Raw genomic sequence first — 22,579 nt, 5'->3', positions numbered from 1 at the left:
CTTGAAGAAGGAGAACGACCTTCTAAAAAAGTGGCAACAGTATCTGGCGGAAACCCATCAGAACGATTTGGATTCATCCACAGATACGGACAAACCTTCGGAATAGCTGCCTTGTGCCGGTGGCTGGGCGTTTCACGGAGCGGCTACTATGCCTGGAGGGACCGAGAGCCTTCAGATCGAGCTCTGTCCGACCAGGCCCTATTAAAACGGATCACTTACATATTCGAAAAGTGTGAAGGTCGCTACGGAAGCCCAAGAGTGCATGAAATGCTGCGAAAGGAGGGCCTAATGGTCTCCAGGAAGCGTGTTGCACGCCTTATGCGAGAGGCTAACCTTAAAGCCCGTGTTACGCTGGTTACACGAAGAATGCCGGGCCTTAAGCGGTTCTTGAAGAAAGGACAAAACAAAATATTGGGTATGGGACCAACAACCGCCAGTAATCAAATCTGGGTAGCGGACGTGACCTATATTAACCTGAAAGGTCGATGGTGCTATTTAGCGACAATCATGGACAGACATTCTCGACGTATATTGGGATGGTCATTAGCCTATACGCGTACCACGAGCTTAACTGTTGCTGCGTTGAGTCACGCGTTGCGTAAAGGCAGGGGTACGAAAGGGGTCATCCTTCATACTGATCGCGGTGTTGAGTTTACAGGAGCTGCTTTTCAATCAGCACTGGGCAAAGCGGGTATGGAGCACAGTGTAAACAGACCAGGTCACTGTACAGACAACGCATTTATGGAATCGTTCTATCACTCACTCAAAGGAGAGTTGCTTCGTCAGGCTACCTTTGAGAGCTTTAATGAATTGCGTCGCGCTTTGGGACGGTATATAAACAAGTTCTACAATGCGGTGAGGTTACACTCCGGAATCGGGTATTGCTCACCAGTGGAATATGAGCGAATGGTCGCTTGAAATGACGAGGTGTCCATTTTATCGGGGGAAGATCATGCCAAAAACTCTGCTTCGCGCCGTTTTTGCCACCGGTGATCGCCGGCGTTATGAGAAGCACGAACGATGAAGCATAGGATTAGAGCCGCAGGCATAGCGGTAAAGGATGACAAGATCTTACTCATAAAGCATGTGCATGAGGAAGATGAATATTGGGTTCCTCCTGGTGGCGGGTTAGAGCCTGGCGATGGATCTACAAAAGGAACCGTTCAGCGAGAAGTCTTCGAAGAATCGGGGCTGGAAGTGACGGTTGGCCCGCTGATATTTGTGCGCGAGTTCTTTGAGAAAAGCCGAGACACCTACCACGTCGAACAATTCTACATGATCACGGAATGGCGAGGTGAACTTAGTTTGGACAACCTACGGGGTCTAGGAGGCGATGAGCATATCATCACCAAAGCTAGATGGCTGAGTAGGGAGGAGCTTGTAACCCTTAAAGTGTTTCCGGAAGAGCTACGAGACATTCTTTGGTCAAAAATTAAAGAGCCTTCAATCTCAGCTTGTCATCTGGGTGTACAAATTGAAGGCTCATAACAAATCGCTCCAGCCGATGCGCTAAAGTGCACGGCTGAGCTACACGTTAAATGCCTAGAGGGATCTATGTCAGAGATAGCCAAAACACCTGAGCCGCCATATTACGCGGTTATTTTCAGTAGCCATCGCACTAAGGGCGACGACGGTTACGGGGCAATGGCAGACAGGATGGTTGAGTTGGCTGCAAATCAACCGGGCTTCTTGGGTATAGAGTCTGTGCGCGAGGATTTAGGAATCACTGTTTCCTATTGGGACAGCCTGGAGTCCATCACCAATTGGAAAAAGAATGCAGAGCACCGAGAAGCTCAGAGACTTGGTCACCAAAAATGGTACTCAAGCTTTCGAGTTCGTGTTGCGAGGGTAGAGCGTGAGTACGGCATTTAACCAGTCAATTAAGTTCGTTCCGGCCTACGGCCTCTATCGGACGCCCTAGCCGGGCGCCGCTTATCATCGGCGTTAAAAAAAACGGAGAGTTTTGTGCTAGGAAATCTGAATGCAATAGCAACGTATATAGCTTGGTTTTTTCTTATGGGAATGGCCGCATCCTTTGTTTTTGGCTACTTCGGCGTTACTTATGAAATGCCAGTCTACTATGTAATTTTTGGTGGGTTCTTCTTGTTTACAGTTGTCCATATTGTATTGTCATTTTGGGTGCGTTGTCCGAGTTGCAATAAATGCTTAACCATTCAAGGTTTGCATGGAGTTCACCCTGCCTCCATACACAATAGCTGGTCAGCTGTGGTATTTCACTGGTTTTCCGGTAGGGTGGGCTGCATTCACTGTGGTGCTACCGTTTCTACAAAAAATTTATAACAAGCCACAGCAGTCGCTCCTGAACTTCACCCACTGCAGTGGATACCTCTAGATAACACATCTAGAGTTTTCTTGCTGGGAGTTTAAAAGAAAACAGTATGAGGTAGCTGTTGCGTACAAAAAAATAACGTCAAAAGCAGATTGTACATGGGCGGAACCAGAATCTATTTTAGGTGGGTATGCTCTGTTACTTGGTATTGGCGAAGCTGAGAAGCATTTAGGTGCGGCCATTAAATGAGACCATAGAGTGCTATTCCGTGTGGTAAATAATGATATATGTAAGAAATACCCTCATATAATCAGTAAACTCGAATCCAAATACACAGTTTCAAAAATTGCCTATTTCTCTAACCATTAGTATCAGACGACTCGCTGATGCTATCGGCTTTGCTAGGAATTTTCCAAGAAAAGTTATTCTATGGTTATAATTCTGAAGTACCAAGAAGAGCATAATTTAGAGTTTCTGAAGCTACTCGTAGAGGAGCCCAACTGAAGGTAAATCCATGATTCAAATAGCCTCTGTGTCGTATGTTATTATTGTTGCAGGTGTGATTGTCTTTCAGTTCTGTTTGATTGCCGGGGCACCATGGGGGCGAATGACACAGGGCGGGCGTCATGAAGGTGCACTGCCAGTTGCGGGGCGAGTAGCTGCTGCATTGTCTATCCTGCTACTGGTTTTTATGGGTGCGGGAATAGCCTCGGCTGCTGGAATTACGCCAAACTGGCCGCTGTGGACAGCTTATGTCGCACTCGCTGTACAGGCACTGAGCACAGGTCTGAACTGGATCACCCCATCCCGGGCGGAGAGACTCTTGTGGGGCCCTGTAACCATCGTCATGCTTTTGTTAGCGGCCTACGTTGTATTTCTTCCTTGATTCTTCGGTCGCTATTTTTAAGTCGCTGCTGAGCACTATGGTAATTGAAAGGAGTTTCAACATTGGAAGTTCGACAGATTGAAGCTTAGGAACTCGAAAAAGCACTCGACCTAATTGACACTTTCGACCGACCTATGGCACCAAGGCCTGGTATTGAATCATTACAAGCTATTTATCCGTCTATTATTGAGTCTGGTGGTTGCATTGTCGGTGCGTTTTCTAAAGTTTATATGGTAAGTACTTGTGCGGTCAAACTCTGTCCTAACCTGAGCTGGACAGGGCGTCCATACGCAAAAATAGAAAACTTTATTGTTTCAAAAGAATATTGAAATCATGGCCTGGGAGCCTGTTATGGTAAATGATCAAGACATGCCACACTTGCGTCGGTGTGTAGAGTTGGCAACACAGGCGTTAGAGCTGGGTGATGAGCCCTTCGGCTCTGTTCTGGTATCAGCAGGCGGGCAAGTTCTGGTTGAAGACCACAATCACGTTGCCTCTGGCGACCACACTCGCCACCCTGAGTTCGAGATAGCACGGTGGGCTGCAGGGAACATGAGCCCTGAAGCCAGGGCCGAGGCAACTGTCTATACATCGGGCGAGCATTGCCCAATGTGTGCCGCGGCCCACGGCTGGGTGGGGTTAGGGCGTATTGTGTACGTGAGCTCATCCGAGCAATTAACAGCTTGGCTTGCTGAGCTCGGGGTTTCAGCACCTGCCGTACGACCCCTGCCAATCTGTGATGTAGTTCCGAACGCGGTGGCTGAGGGCCCAGTTCCAGGTCTTGACGAGCAAGTACACGACTTACACTGTCGTTTTCACAATCGTAAGGGTATATAAAATGGTCTCGGTCTTGTTAGCGGTAACGCCGAATTATCCACTTCTGAACAGATTAATCCGCTCGCGTCCTTTTTTTCTGGATTTGGTCAACAATACTGTAAATTCCAGATCAGCGCTATGATGTTCCGTCGAAGGCTTAAGGGCCATATCCTTTCCGGTAAAAAGACGGGCACTGTTCGTAATAAAGCAGACAGTGATTACCATAAAGGCCAGGAGCTCGATGCACTCTTAGACGAAGATGGCAGTAAGATTTGCTGTATTCAAATTATCAGTATCGTGCCGGTACAATACAATGATCTGAATCGCCAACACGCGAAGGCGGAGTATCTTCCGTTTGTATTTATACTTAAATGGATTATTCGCAGAACCTACCCGGGCGAGAATGAGCTGTTCTTTATACGCTTTAAGGTGTTAGATGACTAATTGTAAGGAATCATGATTGACTGACAGTGAAGTTTACGAAGATCAAGAAACGATTGTTAGACACTCATTCTAGACAACTGCCAAAGTTAGGTTTTTCAATGTTAAGTCAATATGCAAGTAGTGGTTGTAACGTTTTCCGACTATTCACCAAGTAAGGTAATAGAAAATCATGGAAAAAATACGGGTTCTTCTAGCTGGGTTAGTCATGTTGCTTAGTTCTCCCATTGCTTTGGCGTCTGGCTCCAGCGGTTTACTGACGCTAGTAGTGGGTATTCCATTATTGATCTTGGGGTCGGCGATTTTGTCGCTTATGTTGTTAGTACGTCCAAGCCGGTCTATAAAGGTGCTCTCCATCGTCCTGTTCGTCCCGATATTTCTCTACAGCTTGTATGTCGCGACTGACGCGATTGGGCTTTTCGGTACCTTTGGCTCAGAGAACTCAATGATTGGGATCGCTTTCTTTGGTCTCTTGAGTGTTTTCTGTTTTCTGTTTTATTTACACGTAAGCAGGTCAATCAAATCACTTCCGGAGAGACAGCTAACAAGATAGAGCTATTTATTGAAAGCGACCATTCCCGTGCAAATTAGGTGAGAAGAACGATAAATAGACCTACTAGACAGTAACATCGTTAGATCAGGTTAACTGCGAAGCTAGCCGAGAGTGCGACAACATCTTGAGTGGATATCGGAAATTTCCAAGCATGGCTTAGTATGCACCAGACTCGTAGCCAGGGCATAGCATACAGCCTCTTTGGTTACTAGATATCTATTGTATTAGTTAGGACTTCAACCCATGAAACCTCATCAAATTGGAAAGGCCTACGATCAAATCGCTGATTTGTGGGATAGCGACAAGTTTCCTAACGACAATGGAATATCTCAGCACAACCGCGCTATCGCCTTCACGCATAGGCGCGGAGCTGCGCTGGATGTTGGCTGTGGCTGGAACGGGCGTATTATTGACCTGCTAATAGAGCATGGCTTTTCACCTGAAGGCATCGATGTTTCAGATGAAATGATTACCAGAGCCAGGAGAAAGTACCCCGATCTGACGTTCTATCATGCCGATGTGTGTTCCTGGCAGCCAACAGTGCGTTACGATCTCATTACGGCCTGGGACAGTATTTGGCATGTACCGCTTGAAGATCATGAGAATGTATTGCGGAAGTTACTGTTATCTCTTAATCAAAGCGGTGTTTACATATTCTCAACCGGTGGACTCGACAAGGCATGCGATCATACCGATGATTATATGGGGCCGGAAGTTTACTATTCGGCTTTAGGTATACCAAAGCTGCTGAACCTAATCTCAGAGTCAGGCTGCATATGCAGACATCTGGAATATGATCAGTATCCGGAGTTGCATCTGTATCTCATCGTGCAGAAGTCGTGAATGGAGCGAAAATTGCTCAGCGCGTGTCTAGATCGTTAACTGTACACATTCTTTAGGCCCCACATTGAAATCACATGAAACGTTCATGAAGCTAGCTCTGTCAGAATCCAGAAAGGCTCTGCCAGACTGTTTACCAAACCCACCTGTTGGATGCCTTCTGGTGAAAGGCGGAATCGTGGTTGCCAGTGGGTATACCAAGGCTCCGGGAAGACATCATGCGGAAGCAGACGCCCTGGAAAGGTATGCGGGCTCATTAGCGGGAATAACGGCTTATGTGACATTGGAGCCTTGCTCCTTCCATGGAAGAACGCCGTCCTGTGCTGAGGCGCTGATTAAGAGAGGTCTAGAGCGCATAGTTGTTGCACTGGTAGACCCCGATCCCAGGAACAATGGTCTCGGTTTGGAAAAACTGAAACGGGCGGGGGTTGAGGTAGTCGAGGGTATCTGTAGCGATGAGGTGGGTGCGTTCTTGAACGCTTACCTGAACGGTGGTCAGTGAAATTGGTGCACGCTAATATGACGTTCCGCCGAAGGCTTAAGAACCATATTTTGTCGGGTAAGAAGACCGCGACCATTCGGATTAGGGAAGACAGTGATTACACACGGGCCAGATAGTAGAGGCGCTTACGCATGAAGGCGGCGATACGATCTGCCATATTCAGGTTATTAGTATTGAACCAGTACAATACAGTGAGCTAAATCATCGACATGCTAAGGCGGAGTACCTTCCATTCGTGTTTATGCTCAGATGGATCATTCGCAATACCTACCCTGGTGGGTACGACTTTCTGTTTATTAGGTTCAAAGTAATCGACGATTAGGTACCGGACGATACTGTGCAGTATCTTAACCATAAAGCGCCCTGTTTCATTGTTTAGAATGACCTCTCTCAGCATGAAGAGTATGACTGATACAGTTGGGCCCAATAAGCCCAGTCGTAAATAGGATATGGGTGTATCGTGAACCAAAGAAAGATTGAAGTGGTGAAATACAACCCTGCCTGGGTAGCAACTTTCAAGTCAGAGCAGTCGTTGTTGAAGCAAGTTCTTGGCGATGTGGCAATAAAGATTGAACATATTGGCAGTACTTCGGTTCCCGGCCTGGCGGCAAAGCCCGTTATCGATATCCTGATTGAAGTGTCTGACTTCAGTGAGTTGGGATCTGAAAGCCATGCTATGGAGTCAATAGGGTATCTGGTGATGGGTGAGAATGGGATTGCAGGGCGGCGATACTTCCAGAAAGGCGGGAACCAGCGCAGCCATCATGTTCACGCCTTTGAAGCGTGGGACGCAGATTTGCTGCGCCACCGAGCCTACAGAGACTATTTGATTGCCCGTCCGGACGTTGCAACAGAGTACTCGGAAACCAAGCAGATAGCAGCGGCTGCTTGTGGGAACGACATTAACCAGTATATGAGCTTAAAGGATAGCTTTATCAAGAAGCATGAAGCACTGGCTATAGAGTGGTATATGAACCAGTGAACATCGAGGCTTATCTATTTTGCGCCTTAACAGCTCAGAACTGCTTCAGATAGAGCGATGTATGGTTCTGGCGAATGGCTTGCAGAATGCCTCGCATTTCAAGCCTTGCTAGCGCCTGGTTAACCCGAGCAATAATTTCTTCCCCCTTAGGGTGGTTTCTCGAGATAAGAAGATGCATCGACTGACGCGAGAAAACAATGCCCAGTTGTTGTACTTCATCGGCAGATTCGAAGGTGCTCGCAATAGCCGTCTTAGCCGAGAATAGGTCGACCGGTACGACATCGACCTCGTCTCTTACCAGCATCTCGAAGCATTCCACCAGAGTATTGGGTTGAATCAGCTCGGTATTGGGATTGTCAAACAGGTCTTCGAGATCGTGAGTAAAGTAGCCTGCCGGGCGGCATAGACGATAACCTGCCAGGTCTGTTCTGGTTGTCACCGAGAAGATTTTGTTCTTGGCAACGTAGGGCATTACGTAGGTTGAGGCCAGGGAGTCTGAGAGCAAATACTGTTCATCCCGTTCTGCGCTGTAATACCAGGGAAAGGTGGCGTCATAAAGGCCTGCTTCGGTGTCGCTGATTAACTCCCCCCAGCCATCGTGGAAGACGATCTCTGGTTCGAAATCGGCAACACGCATTACCTGGTCGAGAATCTGGATAACCATGCCCTGGTTTTTCCAGTTCTGGTCGGTAAAAGGCGCGAAACCACCTGAGGTCGCTAGTTTAATGGGGTCGGCATGAGCCCAACACAATAATATACTGCAACCCATTGCTAGCCAGTACTTCATTGCTTGGCCCTGCCTTGATTATTAATTGAACAACTCAAACTAGCAGATTGATATTTAAGTACGAAACTGATTGCGACATTTTCAGGAGTGATACCGTCGTTTACTGGTTCACTGTCGTGATTCGTCTGATTACCCGTACTTACTTTAAGGCCTTTGCATGGATACCGAATCAGTATCGGACGAAATTACACAGAGTCTGAAAGCGCTTGGCCGTGGAACCCGTCAGGAACACCGGCCCAGTTCTCAGCATGATTTTGGTGTTTACACACCCGATTTACGTGGCGTTGTGCGAGATTACAAATCCCATCTGGCATCACAGTCGGCAGAGGGTGTTTATCAGGTCGCGCTTAGTCTTTTGGAGAAGCAGATCACCGAGTGCCGGCAAGTCGGGTATGAACTGGTTGCCAGCCATAAGGGTGCGAGGGAATCGCTAACACCGACGCGAATAGAAGCGCTTGGTCAGGGCATTGATAATTGGGCATGCGTTGACAGTTTTTGTTGCACGCTGGTAGGAAGGGCCTGGCGGGAAGGCCGGGTTTCAGACGCGACTATTATGCGGTGGGGTAAATCGCAGGATCTGTGGTGGCGGCGTGCTGCTGTGGTTGCAACGGTGCCGCTTAATATTAAATCCCACGGGGGCGTGGGGGATACAGCCAGAACGTTGATGGTATGTCAGCCGCTGTTGGACGACAAAGAGATAATGGTTCAGAAAGCGATTAGCTGGGCCCTTCGCTCTCTGGTGCCCTGGGATCGGAAGTCGGTTCAGGCTTTTCTGGAAGAAAATTCAGGCACTGTATCAGCACTGGTTCGACGTGAAGTTTTGCATAAGCTCCGCACAGGTAAGAAGAACTGACTGATGCCTGTGTGAGTTTTTTTGCGGAGCCCTTTATTTGTATAAAACCGTTAAGTACCCGGTAACCCCGTTAAGGGTGAGTATCGGTCGACCTGAACACCAATAATCGATTGTTTGCGGGCATGGCTACGTCGTCTTCCAGCAACAGGCCTTCAGCCCTGGCCAGAAAGTTCAGATCGTCCAGGTCGCGAATGCCCATCTGCGGTGCCCGGGCTCTCAGGTGCTGGTCGAACTGACGGTTGCTGTCACTGGTGAAGGACCCCTGATAATTGAACGGACCGTAGAGGCAAAAAGCGCCATTGACGGTCAGCCGATGGCCAATTTCCTGAAACATCTGTTCGACCTCCGGCCATGCCATGATATGGGTTGTATTGGCGGAGAAAACACCGTCGAACTCGGTGATTGGCCAGGGTCTCGCGCCAACATCGAGCTTTAGTATGGGCAATAGATTGGGCAGGCCCGCCTGTTCCAGCCGCAGTCGGCTCAGGTGAGCGGCATCAGGGTGGTCGGAGGGTTGCCATTGAAGGTGAGGCAGTGCTCGCGCGAAATGCACAGCATGTTGGCCGGTACCCGTACCGATTTCAAGTACTCTGGCTGGCTGATCAAACACCTCAATAAGTACGTCCAGAATGGGGGCCTGGTTGTTTTCGCAGGCTTGGGAAAAGGGCAATTCGGTAGCCATTGTGGTGTTTCCTCCTCAGTTTTCTCACACTACCACACGGGGGTTGTCTGGCGGCAACTTGATGTCAGGTAATCAAGAGGAATCGACAAAATATGACCGCAAGAATAGATTCAGCATCACGGTTAATCTCCGCCTCTCCAGAGACCATATACCGAGCGTTCTCTGAGCCGGGTTCAATGGAACGCTGGCTCCCCCCAGGTAATATGACAGGTAAAATGTTGCATTTCGATTTTCGCGAAGGGGGCTCGTATCGAATGAGGCTTACCTATACTGAGCCGTATCAGGGAGGAGGCAAAACATCGGAGGATTCAGACGAGGTCGAAGTGCAACTAACGAAACTCGAAGAGAGTCGGTTGATTGAGCAAGCCGTTGTTTTTGAGAGCGAAGACCCTTTGTTCTCTGGCACCATGCAAATGAGTTGGATGTTCCAGCCCGGGAATGGGCAAACGCTGGTGACAATTCAGGCCAGAAACGTACCGGAAGGTATCCGGCCCGAAGACCACGATGCAGGGTTGAACTCGACCCTGGAGAAGCTCGCAGAATTTGTAGAATCGGAATGACTGAGGCAGCATGAGTTGAGTGCCTTGCTTGCACCCCACCGAGTACCCTTTGCATTCAGGATACAAACCCATGGGCCACCAAAACGCCAATCTAATAACAGAAAAAGCATTGAAACAGTTTGATGCAGCACTGGCGGACTTCGGACGCGCACGCAGCGCCAACCCGAACGCCTCTAGCATTTCGCTGCTGGAGCGCACCCGGGTACTGATGACACTGCCGGGTGGCTTTGATGCGGTGTACCGGCGGGTACGCTCGCTGGAGTCGGCCGGTATTTTCGGCACCAGCGACTGGGCTCAGCCGGGCATTTTGCAGCCAGCGCTGGCCAAGCATTCGCTTCGAGAGGCGGGGGCTGTTACCACGGTGGTGGAGGCCATTAGCGAGCTGCGCATGCTCGCTGTTAGCCGGGGAGATTACTTTCATCCCGGTATTTCAGCGGAACAAGCGCGAAATTTTTTGACCCAGGTGATGGCGTTGAATCTGGATCTGCTGTCTGGTCAGTTCACTGAGGCCGACCGGGAGCGCCCAAAACAGCTCGGGTTCATTGTTCAGGAGCTCTACCAATACCTGATTTCCCACCTTGGCTATGAGAGCCTGCTCGATAGCCTGGTGGCGGAAGTCTGGCGGTTGCTCGAACAGGGGCCGGTTCAGGTTGGCAGCATCTGCGAGATGATTAGCCAGATCGCCAGGTGCCTCTACGACCCTGCAATAGACACTACCGGCAACACCGACGCCACCCGTCTGGTCAACGCCTTGTTTGCGCCCACTCCAGCCAGTGCTGAAGACCCGGGTCTGGCAATCTATGAGCAACGGCTGGCGGAGATGGACGAAGCCGCACTCGCCACCGAAGCCAAATGCTTCGCCAGCAGCATGCACGATACTGGCCTGGCTTCCGCTTATCACGCGGTTATGCTGCGCTTTTTGCGCAACCGTGAGCGGGATGACCTGATTCCCGACATACTGGGGCTGACCATGACCGGCCTCGATGATTTCTACTGCTACACCGATCTGGTTAACGCTCTGATCGACGAGACTATCTATCCGGAAACCTGCCAGGCCGTATTCGGCCTGACTATGATGTTGGAACGGGGCTCGCTGTTTACGCCCTCGGTAGCCCAGGCCCTGTGGCGCCAAATCAAACTCAGCCTGTCAGCGGAGGCCGCAGACACCCTGCGCGAGGCCTTTGGTGATGCCCAGCCGCCGCGGGTATTTCTGTTGGCCGGGGTCATTAACCTGCTTGGGCAGCCGCTGGGTGTCGGCCAGGGTAATAACCCGACCTGTCAGTCGGCCATTGGGTTGTCGGTGTGGGCGTCAAGCGAGGCCGACTACTTGCTTCAGGTGCTCGCCTGGGCCGCCCGGGACAACGAAGTGTTGTGTCGTTTCGAAGGTCATAGCATCTCTTCCCGGAATCTGAAGCCCGGGCTGGTAACGGGAGTGCCGGTGGATGTGGACCCGGTGTCACTGATCCTGATCCCGCACCTCGATCGCATCTATGGCGATATGTGGCGCCGTTGTGAAGACCGGGATGACGATGCCCACCGCTGGATAAATCCGGAGTTCTACGGCTGGTGGGTCAGCCACGGCTTCCGCGTGGTGGCAGATATCCACACCGGCGAGGTGCGCGACTACGAGGGTTTTATCCGCTGCTTTTATGCCAGCTATCACCCTTATTACAACGGCAACATGCCCATCATCCACGCTCAGCCCGCTGGCATTGCAGTCACGGACAGCGCGGCCCGTTTCGTTGGTCGCCATGCTATTAACATACTGCGAGTCGGGCTCAGCCCGCACAACGACATGCGGGTCTATTTCTTCAACCCCAATAACGACAGCGGACAGGATTGGGGCCAGGGCGTCACCTGCTCCACCCATGGAAATGGTGAGTTTCGCGGTGAAGCGTCACTGCCCATTGCCGAGTTTGCCTCCCGCCTTTACGCCTTCCATTACGATACTCTGGAGCTGGGTGATGTCTCGGCTGTACCCGATGCCGAAGTTGATCGCATTTTGGAGTTTGGCTATACCAGTTGGGCAGCTTCACCCGAGAACTGACTGGCTCTCCATTAACTTCAGGACGTTCCCAACCGAAGTATATTCCGGTGTGCGGGTTAGACTGTTCGATGGGGCCGATTCCTGGGAGTTTATTGATTAGCAGTAGTAAACAAAGGCCGGGTACTTGGCTGACATTCTTGAAGCCTCTGCTGTAACACGGCATAAATATTATGTTAAACATAAAATAATCATTGTAATACGCAATTTTGCCATCTAAGCTACTGCCTCAATGAATAGTTTATTGGAGGCTGTGGGCATGTCGGCTCGTCTTCTGCGTGCTTTGGTGAATCTGCTGCTTGGGTTGGCTCTGAGCTTTCTCGTGGTAGCAGCCGCAATACTGTTGGGCGCCCCGTTGCTTGGGGAGCCTTTGCTGAGCCAGTGGCCGGTGCTTGCGCCCCAGCCCGATTCAGCCTGGAAGGTCTCTGTTGCGGGTACCGACGCCGCTTTGACTCTGGGGGAAGGGGTGTTGAGTGTCGAGCATTCAGGTTATGGCTGGCACTGGGCATTGCGGTTCGTGGATTTTGCCATTTCAGGGGCCTTGCTGATGGTCGGCCTTTGGTTGCTACGGCGCTTTATCGGTGAAGTCGGTGATAGTCTGCCGTTTTCTTCGGGCAGCGCGAAGCGTCTGCGCTGGATAGGGCTGATTCTGGTGGCCTTCCCGCTCTGGCAAGTCGTGCGTGACCTACTCTGGCATACCTTAATCAGAGATGAGTTGTCCCAACAGGGCCTTGCATTGGCATATCCCTTTCAAGCGCCGGCTGCAAACAGCTACCAGTTGCAGTTTTCAGTCGATTGGGGCTTTGCCGTTACGGGCTTGTTGCTGCTCGTTGTGGCCGAGGCGTTTCGGGTGGGCGTTTCGTTGCGGGAAGAAAACGAGGAAATCATCTGATGGCGATTGTGGTTCGGCTCGATGTGATGATGGCGCGCCGGAAGATGTCATTGAATGAACTGTCGGCTCGTGTCGGTGTGTCGGTTACCAACTTGTCGCTGTTGAAAACCGGCAAGGCGAAAGGGGTTCGGTTTTCGACACTGGAGGCCATTTGCCGGGCGTTGGATTGTCAGCCCGGCGACTTGCTGGAACACGAAGCGGGTTCGCAATGAACCCGACCGTGTTGTATTGGGTTACCCAGCCGACTGGGCGAGTGCCTGGTCGATGTCGGCAATCAAATCGTCAACGTGTTCGATGCCGATCGACAGCCGAACCATATCGGCGCTGACACCCGCCGCTTTCAGCTCTTCATCGTTCAACTGACGGTGAGTCGTTGAAGCGGGAATGGCCGCGCAACTTTTGGCATCACCAATGTTTACCAGGCGCAGTATCAGTTGCAATGCATCGTAGAAGCGAGCACCGGCTTCGCGGCCGCCTTCAATGCCGAAGCTGAGAATGCCCGAGGCGGTGCCGTTCATGTATTCCTGAGCCAGGGCGTGATCTTTGTGGTCGGGCAGTCCTGCATAGTTCACCCAGCTGACCCGGGGGTGCTGCTTCAGGTATTCGGCAATTTTCTGCGTGTTTTCGCACACACGTTCAATGCGCAGCGCCAGCGTCTCAAGGCCCTGAAGAATGTTCCAGGCGGCCTGAGCCGACAGGGCGGCACCCATGTTGCGCAGCGGCACAACCCGGGCCCGGGTAATGAAAGCGGCTTCACCCACATCGCGGGTGTAGCTGACGCCGTGGTAAGACACATCGGGCTCGTTCAACAGTGCAAAACGCTTGGGCTGGTCGGCCCAGGGGAACTTGCCGGAATCGACAATCACGCCGCCTACGGTAGTGCCATGGCCGCCCATGTATTTGGTCGCCGAGTGCACAACGATGTCGGCGCCCTGCTCGATCGGCCGCCACAGAAATGGCGTGGCAACGGTGTTATCGACGATCAGCGGAACACCCGCTGCGTGGGCGATGTCAGCAAGGCGTTTGATGTCAACAACGCTGCCCGAGGGGTTACCAACCGATTCGCAATAAACCGCCTTGGTGCGTTCATCGATCAGTTTGGCGATGCCGTCAAAGTCGTCTTTATCGGCGAAGCGGGTTTCAATGCCCTGACGCGGCAGAGTGTGGGCGAGCAGGTTGTAGGTACCGCCATAGAGTTCGCTGATCGAGACGATGTTGTCGCCTGCTTCGGCGATCGTTTGAATCGAGTAGGTTATTGCCGCCATGCCGGAAGCGACCGCGAGCGCGCCGATGCCACCTTCGAGCGCGGCGACCCGTTGTTCGAGTACCGCACAGGTCGGGTTCATGATGCGTGAATAGATGTTACCGGTGACTTTCAGGTCAAACAGATCCGCCCCGTGCTGGGCGTTGTCGAAAGAGAACGAGGTGGTCTGGTGAATGGGTACAGCCACGGCGTGCTGGTCGTCGGCTTCGTAGCCGTGGTGCAAGGCAATGGTTTCGCGTTTCATGAGCAGATCCTTTTTGTAGGTGTTAATGCATGTTACCTCGGAGCCACAGGATAACAAGCCGATATGGAGCCACGCCTGTGGGTGTTCGTACACGTCGACTCAACGGCAAGGCTGGCAGTTTCCCCTCGCGATGACTTGCGTTAATGTGAGCGCTCCAACAATTACGAGCCTGAGCAATGAACCTACCCCTGTTAGCTGGTCTGGCGTTTGCACTCTTTGGCATCTATTTGCTGTTTCATTCAATTGCCAATTACAGGCATGCGAAAGCAAGCCAGGGTTGGCCGAGTGTTGTCGGCCGGCTAGTCGAGGTTCAGCTTTGGAAGAAGCGCTTAATTGATGGGGAAATGAAAGACGCCGAACATTTGAAGGTGGCATTCAGCTATCAGGTTAATGGGCGCGACTACACCGGAAGGTTACCCACTTTTTATACGTTGGTTTACCCGGAGACCGTCGAGTTTGCCGAGCGTCACCCGGTCGGTAGCGAAGTTAAGGTGTATTACAACCCGGCTAACCCTGCCGATGCAGTGCTGGTTCCCGGGCTGAAGAAAGACAAGCCCTACAGCGAGCTGATTCTGGCTGTCATTTGCTTGGGCGTGGGCATCTCAGTAGCCGTACTTGGCTGGCTGGGTGTTATTGGCTAATGTGAGTCGTCAACTGATTCAGTCTTCATACTGTATAGGGAAACCAATAACCATGAGAGCGTTCGGGGTTAATCCGGTAAAAGGAGTTAACAGGTGACCTACGATGAATTCAATGATTTTTGCCAGGCGCTGCCGGCTACCACACACGTTGTTCAGTGGGGTGGCGCCCAGGTTTGGAAAGTAGGTGGAAAGGTATTTGCCATTGGCGGCTGGGGTGACAATGACAGCCCGGCCTATACCTTTAAAACCTCTGATCTGGATTACGATTTGCTGCGTGAGCAGCCCGGTTTTCGACCCGCGCCCTACCTAGCCTCCAGGGGCATGAAGTGGATTCAGCAAGTAGAGACGTCTGCCGGTGCAGATGAAGAGCTCACCTATTACCTTACTGAATCACACAGGCTGGTATCGCTTGGGTTAACAAAGAAAAAACAGAAAGAGCTCGGTCTCAATCAGCATGAGAACCCCCATTGAGGGTCCCCATTTTCCACTGAATCACGCACTTGGATCAACGTCCGATCACAGCCAGACAGCGTGATTAATCAGGCGGTGACTGCGCCGGCTCTCATGCGTTTCAACCAGTAGCGTTCCAGGCAAGCAAACCCCATCACCAGCAAGGCTACATCGGCCAGCAGCAGGTGCCCCCAGAGACTGAGTTGCTGCGCATAAACCAGCATGACGACCGGCGTTGCGATGATCCAGGTCATGTCGAGCGCGAACACCCAGGCTACGCCGGTGGTGTACCCTGAACCCGGCAGAGTGCGCCGTAGCATCAGGACGCCGAGTGCAAACAGCACCAACCCCGCGCCCACCCATTGCAACAACCAGGAAGCAACGCCTCCCATAAAGTCGCCGATGGGGCCCGGTACGGCCAGCAATAATAGGCCGGCAATGCCCGACAAAACGGCATTGGTCAGTAAGGTGGCAGACAAGCTAGGTACTTTCATGGGATCTTCCTCATTAAACGGGTTGAGGGTTTACTGTCCCGGTTTCGATGTCGCCACTCAATTACCCCGAAGGTAATGGTCTTGAGCCTGGTGATGGGTGAGGATAGTCGTATACAACTGGCATAATGGAGCACATCAATGGGATCAGCCGGTCACCTACTTGCCACCTTGCGCCGTGCCAGGCGTTTTTCACAACTTGAGCTCAGTTTGCAGGCCGAGGTGTCCGCGCGGCACATCAGTTTTATCGAAACCGGTCGTACCCAGCCCAGCCGAGAGATGGTGCTGCGGTTGGCCGATGTGATGGGCCTGGCACATCGCGACTGTAACCGCCTGATGAACGCGTGCGGTTATGCACCGGCATACACCGATATTCCGCTTGAAGAGGCCGCGATGGAGCCGGTTCGGCACGCGTTGAAGATGATGCTCGACAAACAAGACCCCTACCCAGCCGCGGTGCTTCACAACACCTGGGACCTGCACCTGGCGAACCAGTCACTGCAGCGATTGCTGAGTGCCCTGCTGCCGGCGTCCAGCCTCCAGGGGCGCATCAACATGCTGGAGATTATCTTCGACCAGCATGGCCTGAGGCCCTACATGACCAACTGGGAAGCCATTGCCGCCCTGCTGTTGCGGCGCCTGGCACTGCAGCTGCAAACCCAACCGAAACCGGAGCTGACCAGTCTGATGGACCGGCTGCTTGCCATGGACCCGCCCGCCAACTGGCAAACCCCGGAGCCGAACACCTGGGAAGGCCCCATGCTGACCTCGGAGCTGCTCATCAATGGCCAGGCGTTGAGTGTGTTTTCAACACTGAGCAGCTTCGGTACCGCCCTGGATGCCGGCGTTCAGGAACTGATGATAGAAAGCTATTTCCCCGCCAACGACACAACGCGTCTGTTTTTTGAAACCCTGGCCGCGCAGGCCGACTAACAGCCCGGTCAGGACAAATCATTCAGCCAGGCTTTGCAGCTTTGTTCGATTAACGCTTTTGGGGTCGCCTTCTTTTTCGGGGGATTGGCGGCCCACAAAACGCCCAGCCCTTCTGTTAACGCCATAGCCTGCACCGCCAATGTGCGGGCCGTGTTGGTTGACACCAATCGCCGTTGAGCCAGGTCCCGCTCGGCCAACTGGGTGAGCCTGTCTTCTATTTTCCGCTGTCGTTCAACGAACGCCTCGCTGTGCTCTGGCATCAGTGACCAGACAAAGCGCTGATACGCCGGCAGCGGAATGTCCTGCGACGTCAGTTCATCGATTAGCTGAGCATATTGCCTGGCACCGTCCAGTACCAGGTCCTCAAAATGCTGGTGGGCGCTTGCGTCCAAATCCGGTAGGAATCGGCCAAAGAAATGCTCAATACAGGCGTTAAGCAGGTCGGCTTTGCGCGGAAAGTAGTGGTGAAATGCGCCCTTGGACAAGCCGCTGGCAGCCACCAGGTCTTGCATGCTGGTCTGTTCATAGCCGTTTTTCAAAAACAGCCGAAAGGCAATCAGCAGGAGGGCATCCCGGTTGGTTTTCATGGCGTTCGGGTTACTCCGGTGGCAGCTGCAGTCGGTAAATACTCAGGGTATCCAGCTTTCGTTCGTCGTGCAGGTGAAAGCCGAGGTGTTGGTACAAGGGGACGTTCGCCGGGTTCTCGGTATCCAGCGCCAGCGTTTCGCCGAGCTGAAGGCATTTGTCTGCCAGGGCCTGGATCAGCTGTTTACCAAACCCCTGGCCTTGCTGGCCGGGTGCGACCCCGATTTTGACCAGAAAATAGCGGAAGGTCGTCGGCAGGCCTTGGCGACTGTGCAAAGCGTAACGGTTCATGCGCGTTACACAAGACCAGGGAACCCGGCCAATCAGTGAGGGCAGCATTGTGAGCACGGCAATGGCTCGTCGCCAGCCCGGGGCTGGTACTTCCAGCAGGGCACAGGCAACCAGCACGCCCTGGCGGGTCACTCCCCAGACTGGCATCCCCGATCGGCAGTGATAACTGACGATAAACCGCACCAGGTGATCGCGGTAGCGTTCCCGGTCAGCCGGCGCGCAGCCATCAAGAAAGTACTGGTAAGCCGGGTCAGCGGCAAAGGCATCACTCAGCAAGGCACTGACGGCGGCTTGATCCGGGGTGGCCAGTGGCCCGATGGTTATCGACTTCACAGGGCAGGAGCCTCCCGTTCCGGGTAATGATTCACCGCAAAGGCGTACAGCACCTTAATCATGAACAGCATGGCCAGCGACAGTTGCCAGGGTGGCAGGGGCAATCTGGTTATCACCAGAACGCCAACACAGACCAGGCTACCCGCCAGAACGGGTTGCCAGGCCCGGCCGAAACAGGCGTTCACCAGACACGCAGTGATCATGGTGTAAGCCCAAACCCACAGCAGTGGCGTTAGGGGTAAACCGAGCAACCAGGCTATTGCCAGCAAGTGAAGGTGAATGGCAATAAACCCCCAGCGCCAGGCCGGGCGTTGTGCATAGAAAGCGTTGGTGCCCGGGGTGAAATTGGCCACGGCCCCAGCGGCGATATCGAGCATCAGCAACCAGGCAAGAACCCATCGCGCCAGCCCAAAGGGCACCCCTTCTGGCCTGGGAACCTGGCTCCAGAAAACCGCTGCCAGTGCAGTAATGAGTGCAATGCACAGCAAGGCGCCCGCACTTTGCCGGGCACCCAGTACCTCCTTGAAGGCGCCGGGAATGGCGTAATCCCGTTCAAATAGCATCATGAAAAAGGTCCTTTTATGATCAAAACATACCGGTCGTCCGGTTTTTACTATGATGCCTTCGAGGTGCGCTGTCAAATGAATTGAGGATGCACAGCGTCGAATAGCAGTGCTTGGACAGCGGTGTCTCTCAGCCTTAAAAGCACCCGTCTGTTGATTCCTGTTACGCTGCGAGGAGATTCGGATGACGAATGGACCGAAAGGCAGTAACACCGCTCTGGTCGTTGTGAACAGGCAGGCGTGCCAAGTCGAGAGACCGTTGTGGTAATGGGCAGAATAATCGGTAGGCTTTTTTCCAGTAGGCTATGCTTAAATTATCTTGGCCCAATCGGCAGGACGATGTAATGGTCTCATTGCGGAAAATACTCCTTGGCCTGGTGTCGCTGGCATGTTGTAGCCCCCTGATAGCCCAGGAAACGGTGCGCATTGCCGTTGGTGAATGGCCCCCTTATTTGTCTAGAACCGCCCAGCATTATGGTGTGGCGGCACACATCGTTGAAGAAGCGTTTCAGGCCAGTGGCATGGAAGTGGAAATCGATTTTCTGCCCTGGGCCAGAGTGCTTGTCTATGTCGAGAGTGGCCAATACGACGCGTCGATTCTGTGGGTAAAAACGGAAGAGCGGCAAGCCAGCCTCCTGTTTTCAGACGTCGTTCTGGAAGGGGAGGCGGTATTTTTCTACCACAAGGATAACCCCCTGATCTGGCAAGAATTCAGGGATCTGGACAACAAACGCTTTGGCGGCCTGCGCAGCGCCAGCTACCCCTGGTTCGACGCCGCCCGGGCGGCGGGGGCGGCTGTGGTGATGGAGCTTGTCTCCACAGAACAGCAAAACTTCTCAAAACTCCTGTCGCAGCGAATAGACGCCTACGCCATGGACAAACTGGTCGGCCTGCACATACTGCAGCAGGATTTCGCCGACCGGCAGAACGACATCAGCTACGACCCCACCCCCATCGAAACCTGGCCTTACCGCCTGATTTTTACCCGAAGCCCCCGAGGCGAAGCGCTGACCGAGGCGTTTAATCAGGGGCTGAAAGCCATTCAGGAACGACAGAAAGTGCAGGTTCATCTGAATAATGTGGCTAATGGTGTGTATCTTCCGGTGGAATAACCTTGTCATAATATCAGTAAGGCTTTTACTTGGTGTATGCAACCTCCGAAATAAGTACCGGCTACCGGGTAGGTGTGACCGGGGTAGTTCGCAGCAGGGACTAAAACGCCCGGAGCGTTTTAGCATGAGCGTAGCGAGCCCGAAGGGTGAATCCCATGGATGGGATTCATATCATGCGATCTAGGCCCCATGGATGGGTCCATGCCGAGCGATGTGTCGCACCACCCGTGCATACCTACCCGGTGGCTGGGACGAACTCTTGCCTGATAGTTTAGCCAACCTGTGTATCCGCACGAAAAGCGTAAATCCTGTCGCCTGTCATACCTCTGCAACAGTTTTGTCATACACTGATCGCATCTGAATCAGAGGTGGGTCATGGCTGAACCGATTACGCACGAGCATTTCATCAACCGCGAACTGTCGTTGCTGGAATTTCACGACCGGGTGCTCTCTCAGGCACTGGACGACACCATCCCACCGCTCGAACGTCTGAGATTTTTGTGCATCTCCAGCACCAATCTGGATGAGTTCTTTGAAATTCGCGTTGGCGGCTTGAAGGAACGCTTTGAAGCCGGCTCCATGGTCACCGGGCCGGAAGGCATTTCACCGCGTACCCAGCTCGACCAGATCGCCGGCCGAGCCCATGATCTGGTTCAACGCCAGTACGATACCCTTAACTCCACCCTGCTACCGTTGCTGGCAGAGCACGACATACGGGTGATTAAGCGCGAAGACTGGAGCGAGCAGCAAACGCAATGGCTGCAGTATTATTTTGAACATGAAGTCTTGCCGCTGCTGAGCCCGATCGGGCTGGATCCGGCGCATCCGTTTCCGCGCATTTTGAACAAAAGCCTTAACTTCATCGTCAAGCTCGATGGCAAAGATGCCTTTGGCCGCAACAGTGGCCAGGCCATCGTGCAGTGCCCGCGTGCCCTGCCGGATATGATCAAATTACCAGCAGAGCAAACGCAATCCGGTTCAAACGATTACGTCTTCATGTCGTCGATCATTCACTATTTTATGGACGAGATTTTCTTCGGCATGACCGTGATTGGTTGCTACCAGTTTCGGGTAACGCGCAATTCCGACTTGTTTGTCGATGAAGAGGAAACCGGTGACCTGCGCCGTGCCATTGAAGGCGAGCTGGTGTATCGCCAGTACGGCGATGAAGTGCGCCTCGAAGTCGCCGCCAACTGCCCGGATGAACTGGTGCAGTTTTTGTTCAAGCAGTTTGAAATCAGCGAAGTCGATTTGTACCGCGCAGACGGCCCAGTCAACCTGAATCGGCTGGTTACACTGATCGACCAGGTTAACCGGCCGGACCTGCTCTATACCCCCTTCGATGCGAGGGTACCGCGGGTGCTGAAACGTAAGGACACCATTTTCGATGCCATTCGCAAGGGCGACATCCTTCTGCATCATCCGTTTGATTCGTTCATGCCGGTGGTGGATCTGATACGCCAGGCCGCGAAAGACCCGCAGGTGCTGACCATCAAGCAAACGCTGTATCGTACCGGCGTCAATTCGATCATCGTTGAGGCGCTGGTGTCCGCCGCCAGGGCGGGCAAGGAAGTCACGGTGATTATTGAGCTGCTGGCCCGGTTTGATGAAGAGGCGAACGTGGCGCTGGCCGAGCGGTTGCAGGAATACGGCATTCACGTGGTCTACGGCATAGTCGGCTACAAGACCCATGCAAAAATGCTGCTTATCGCCCGGCGCGAAGGCGAAAAGCTGCGCCATTATGTGCACCTGGGCACCGGCAACTATCACCCCAAAACCGCGCAGATTTATACCGATTACGGTCTGATGACCTGCAACAAGCAGGTGGGTGACGATGTCTACCGGGTGTTCCTGCAACTGACCAGCCTGGGCAAGGTGAGCAAGCTGGAGTGCTTGTATCAGTCGCCATTCACGCTGCATAAAAACCTGATGCGCAAAATCGATCGTGAGATCGAATTCGCCAAGGCGGGCAAACCCGCCCGGGTGCTCGCGAAAATGAATTCACTGTATGAAGAGCAACTGGTGCGCAAGCTGTATGAAGCCAGCCAGGCCGGTGTGCAAATTGATTTGATCATTCGCGGTATTTGCCAGATTCGCCCTGGCATCAAGGGCATCTCGGAAAACATCCGGGTGCGTTCCATTGTGGGCCGGTTCCTGGAGCATACCCGGGCGTTCTGTTTCCACAACGACAACGACTCGGAGGTCATTCTCGCCAGCGCCGACTGGATGAGCCGCAACATGTTTCACCGCGTCGAATCCGGCTTCCCGTTGCTGACCAAAAAGCTGCGCGACAAGGTCATCAAGGATCTGGAGCTGTACATGACCGACAACCAGCAAGCCTGGGAACTTGATGCCGACGGCCGCTATCATCAGCAAAAACCCAACGGCCACGACCCCTTGTCAGCACAAATGATGCTACTCGAAGAAGCCATCGGCTCAGGCAGCTTGGCGCCCTGAGCCGGTTGGGTTGGATTGGTAGCCAGGCGTTCGTGTCAGTCACCGGGTAGGCTTATCTGGGTGGTGCGACATCTCGCTCGGCGTGAA

At 52.9% G+C, this 22,579-nt stretch carries 24 protein-coding genes; 17 read left to right on the top strand and 7 right to left on the bottom strand.

Annotation, left to right across the window (positions count from 1 at the left end):
* Positions 1-1,020 precede the first annotated feature (1,020 nt).
* The 7 genes from ABJT94_RS13430 (at position 1,021) to ABJT94_RS13400 (ending at position 7,310) form a co-directional block, all read left to right on the top strand.
* Entirely contained in the window at positions 1,021-1,488 is a 468-nt protein-coding gene (locus tag ABJT94_RS13430; protein WP_348474285.1) for an NUDIX domain-containing protein, read from the top strand.
* 66 nt (positions 1,489-1,554) lie between these two features.
* Positions 1,555-1,872, top strand: coding sequence for an antibiotic biosynthesis monooxygenase (locus ABJT94_RS13425; protein WP_348474284.1), 318 nt, complete (start codon positions 1,555-1,557; stop codon positions 1,870-1,872).
* A gap of 932 nt (positions 1,873-2,804) precedes the next feature.
* A complete protein-coding gene (locus tag ABJT94_RS13420; RefSeq protein WP_348474283.1) occupies positions 2,805-3,176 on the top strand; it encodes a hypothetical protein in 372 nt (123 codons plus the stop codon).
* Positions 3,177-3,509: 333 nt separating this feature from the next.
* Positions 3,510-4,013 (top strand): nucleoside deaminase, encoded by a 504-nt coding sequence (locus tag ABJT94_RS13415; RefSeq protein WP_348474287.1) that lies wholly within the window; start codon positions 3,510-3,512, stop codon positions 4,011-4,013.
* 1,216 nt (positions 4,014-5,229) lie between these two features.
* Positions 5,230-5,829: a class I SAM-dependent methyltransferase gene (locus ABJT94_RS13410; RefSeq protein WP_348474282.1), complete on the top strand. Its 600-nt coding sequence runs from the start codon at positions 5,230-5,232 to the stop codon at positions 5,827-5,829.
* 64 nt (positions 5,830-5,893) lie between these two features.
* Entirely contained in the window at positions 5,894-6,328 is a 435-nt protein-coding gene (locus ABJT94_RS13405) for a bifunctional diaminohydroxyphosphoribosylaminopyrimidine deaminase/5-amino-6-(5-phosphoribosylamino)uracil reductase RibD (RefSeq protein ID WP_348474281.1), read from the top strand.
* Between the two features lie 460 nt (positions 6,329-6,788).
* The gene (locus ABJT94_RS13400; RefSeq protein ID WP_348474280.1) at positions 6,789-7,310 is read left to right on the top strand and encodes a GrpB family protein; all 522 of its coding nucleotides are present in this window, start codon (positions 6,789-6,791) and stop codon (positions 7,308-7,310) included.
* 34 nt (positions 7,311-7,344) lie between these two features.
* Here the strand turns inward: ABJT94_RS13400 and ABJT94_RS13395 are convergent, their stop codons facing one another.
* The gene (locus tag ABJT94_RS13395) at positions 7,345-8,061 is read right to left on the bottom strand and encodes a transporter substrate-binding domain-containing protein (protein WP_348493920.1); all 717 of its coding nucleotides are present in this window, start codon (positions 8,059-8,061) and stop codon (positions 7,345-7,347) included.
* A 193-nt stretch (positions 8,062-8,254) separates the two neighbouring features.
* Here ABJT94_RS13395 and ABJT94_RS13390 point away from each other — a divergent pair, with 193 nt between their 5' ends.
* A complete protein-coding gene (locus ABJT94_RS13390) occupies positions 8,255-8,950 on the top strand; it encodes a DNA alkylation repair protein (protein WP_348474278.1) in 696 nt (231 codons plus the stop codon).
* Positions 8,951-9,020: 70 nt separating this feature from the next.
* Here ABJT94_RS13390 and ABJT94_RS13385 read toward each other — a convergent pair whose 3' ends face one another.
* Positions 9,021-9,632, bottom strand: coding sequence for a DUF938 domain-containing protein (locus ABJT94_RS13385; RefSeq protein ID WP_348474277.1), 612 nt, complete (start codon positions 9,630-9,632; stop codon positions 9,021-9,023).
* A gap of 92 nt (positions 9,633-9,724) precedes the next feature.
* Between ABJT94_RS13385 and ABJT94_RS13380 the strand changes: the two genes are divergently transcribed.
* From ABJT94_RS13380 to ABJT94_RS13365, 4 genes are all read left to right on the top strand, one after another.
* Positions 9,725-10,192 carry an SRPBCC domain-containing protein gene (locus tag ABJT94_RS13380; protein WP_348474276.1) on the top strand — a complete coding sequence of 156 codons (468 nt, stop codon included), beginning with the start codon at positions 9,725-9,727 and terminating at the stop codon, positions 10,190-10,192.
* A gap of 70 nt (positions 10,193-10,262) precedes the next feature.
* Positions 10,263-12,239: a hypothetical protein gene (locus ABJT94_RS13375; protein WP_348474275.1), complete on the top strand. Its 1,977-nt coding sequence runs from the start codon at positions 10,263-10,265 to the stop codon at positions 12,237-12,239.
* 256 nt (positions 12,240-12,495) lie between these two features.
* Positions 12,496-13,128: a DUF2975 domain-containing protein gene (locus ABJT94_RS13370; RefSeq protein ID WP_348474274.1), complete on the top strand. Its 633-nt coding sequence runs from the start codon at positions 12,496-12,498 to the stop codon at positions 13,126-13,128.
* Entirely contained in the window at positions 13,128-13,340 is a 213-nt protein-coding gene (locus ABJT94_RS13365; RefSeq protein ID WP_348474273.1) for a helix-turn-helix transcriptional regulator, read from the top strand. The genes ABJT94_RS13370 and ABJT94_RS13365 overlap by 1 nt, the downstream gene beginning before the upstream one ends.
* Before the next feature lie 21 nt (positions 13,341-13,361).
* Here the strand turns inward: ABJT94_RS13365 and ABJT94_RS13360 are convergent, their stop codons facing one another.
* The gene (locus ABJT94_RS13360) at positions 13,362-14,636 is read right to left on the bottom strand and encodes an aminotransferase class I/II-fold pyridoxal phosphate-dependent enzyme (RefSeq protein WP_348474272.1); all 1,275 of its coding nucleotides are present in this window, start codon (positions 14,634-14,636) and stop codon (positions 13,362-13,364) included.
* Positions 14,637-14,812: 176 nt separating this feature from the next.
* Here ABJT94_RS13360 and ABJT94_RS13355 point away from each other — a divergent pair, with 176 nt between their 5' ends.
* Both ABJT94_RS13355 and ABJT94_RS13350 read left to right on the top strand, forming a co-directional pair.
* Positions 14,813-15,277 (top strand): DUF3592 domain-containing protein, encoded by a 465-nt coding sequence (locus ABJT94_RS13355; protein ID WP_348474271.1) that lies wholly within the window; start codon positions 14,813-14,815, stop codon positions 15,275-15,277.
* A gap of 93 nt (positions 15,278-15,370) precedes the next feature.
* Positions 15,371-15,748, top strand: a complete 378-nt coding sequence (locus ABJT94_RS13350) for an MmcQ/YjbR family DNA-binding protein (protein WP_348474270.1) — start codon at positions 15,371-15,373, stop codon at positions 15,746-15,748.
* 68 nt (positions 15,749-15,816) lie between these two features.
* On the opposite strand, the gene ABJT94_RS13345 is transcribed toward ABJT94_RS13350, so the two are convergent.
* Positions 15,817-16,221 (bottom strand): hypothetical protein, encoded by a 405-nt coding sequence (locus tag ABJT94_RS13345; RefSeq protein ID WP_348474269.1) that lies wholly within the window; start codon positions 16,219-16,221, stop codon positions 15,817-15,819.
* Positions 16,222-16,359: 138 nt separating this feature from the next.
* Here ABJT94_RS13345 and ABJT94_RS13340 point away from each other — a divergent pair, with 138 nt between their 5' ends.
* Positions 16,360-17,151: a helix-turn-helix domain-containing protein gene (locus ABJT94_RS13340; RefSeq protein ID WP_348474268.1), complete on the top strand. Its 792-nt coding sequence runs from the start codon at positions 16,360-16,362 to the stop codon at positions 17,149-17,151.
* An 8-nt stretch (positions 17,152-17,159) separates the two neighbouring features.
* On the opposite strand, the gene ABJT94_RS13335 is transcribed toward ABJT94_RS13340, so the two are convergent.
* Genes ABJT94_RS13335 through ABJT94_RS13325 form a run of 3 tightly spaced genes read right to left on the bottom strand, consistent with a single transcriptional unit; the run spans position 17,160 to position 18,926 of the window.
* On the bottom strand, positions 17,160-17,738 hold the full coding sequence (locus ABJT94_RS13335) for a TetR/AcrR family transcriptional regulator (protein ID WP_348474267.1): 579 nt from the start codon (positions 17,736-17,738) through the stop codon (positions 17,160-17,162).
* A gap of 10 nt (positions 17,739-17,748) precedes the next feature.
* The gene (locus ABJT94_RS13330; protein ID WP_348474266.1) at positions 17,749-18,360 is read right to left on the bottom strand and encodes a GNAT family N-acetyltransferase; all 612 of its coding nucleotides are present in this window, start codon (positions 18,358-18,360) and stop codon (positions 17,749-17,751) included.
* The gene (locus ABJT94_RS13325) at positions 18,357-18,926 is read right to left on the bottom strand and encodes a hypothetical protein (RefSeq protein ID WP_348474265.1); all 570 of its coding nucleotides are present in this window, start codon (positions 18,924-18,926) and stop codon (positions 18,357-18,359) included. Before ABJT94_RS13325 ends, ABJT94_RS13330 begins: the two co-directional genes overlap by 4 nt.
* 341 nt (positions 18,927-19,267) lie before the next feature.
* Between ABJT94_RS13325 and ABJT94_RS13320 the strand changes: the two genes are divergently transcribed.
* A complete protein-coding gene (locus ABJT94_RS13320) occupies positions 19,268-20,035 on the top strand; it encodes a transporter substrate-binding domain-containing protein (RefSeq protein WP_348474264.1) in 768 nt (255 codons plus the stop codon).
* A gap of 375 nt (positions 20,036-20,410) precedes the next feature.
* Positions 20,411-22,492: a polyphosphate kinase 1 gene (ppk1, locus tag ABJT94_RS13315; RefSeq protein ID WP_348474263.1), complete on the top strand. Its 2,082-nt coding sequence runs from the start codon at positions 20,411-20,413 to the stop codon at positions 22,490-22,492.
* Positions 22,493-22,579: the final 87 nt, after the last annotated feature.

This window comes from Saccharospirillum sp. (assembly GCF_039982735.1).
Classification (GTDB): domain Bacteria; phylum Pseudomonadota; class Gammaproteobacteria; order Pseudomonadales; family Natronospirillaceae; genus Saccharospirillum.
The sequence above is the reverse complement of the archived record's forward strand: the minus strand, read 5'-3'. Positions and strand labels throughout refer to the sequence as shown.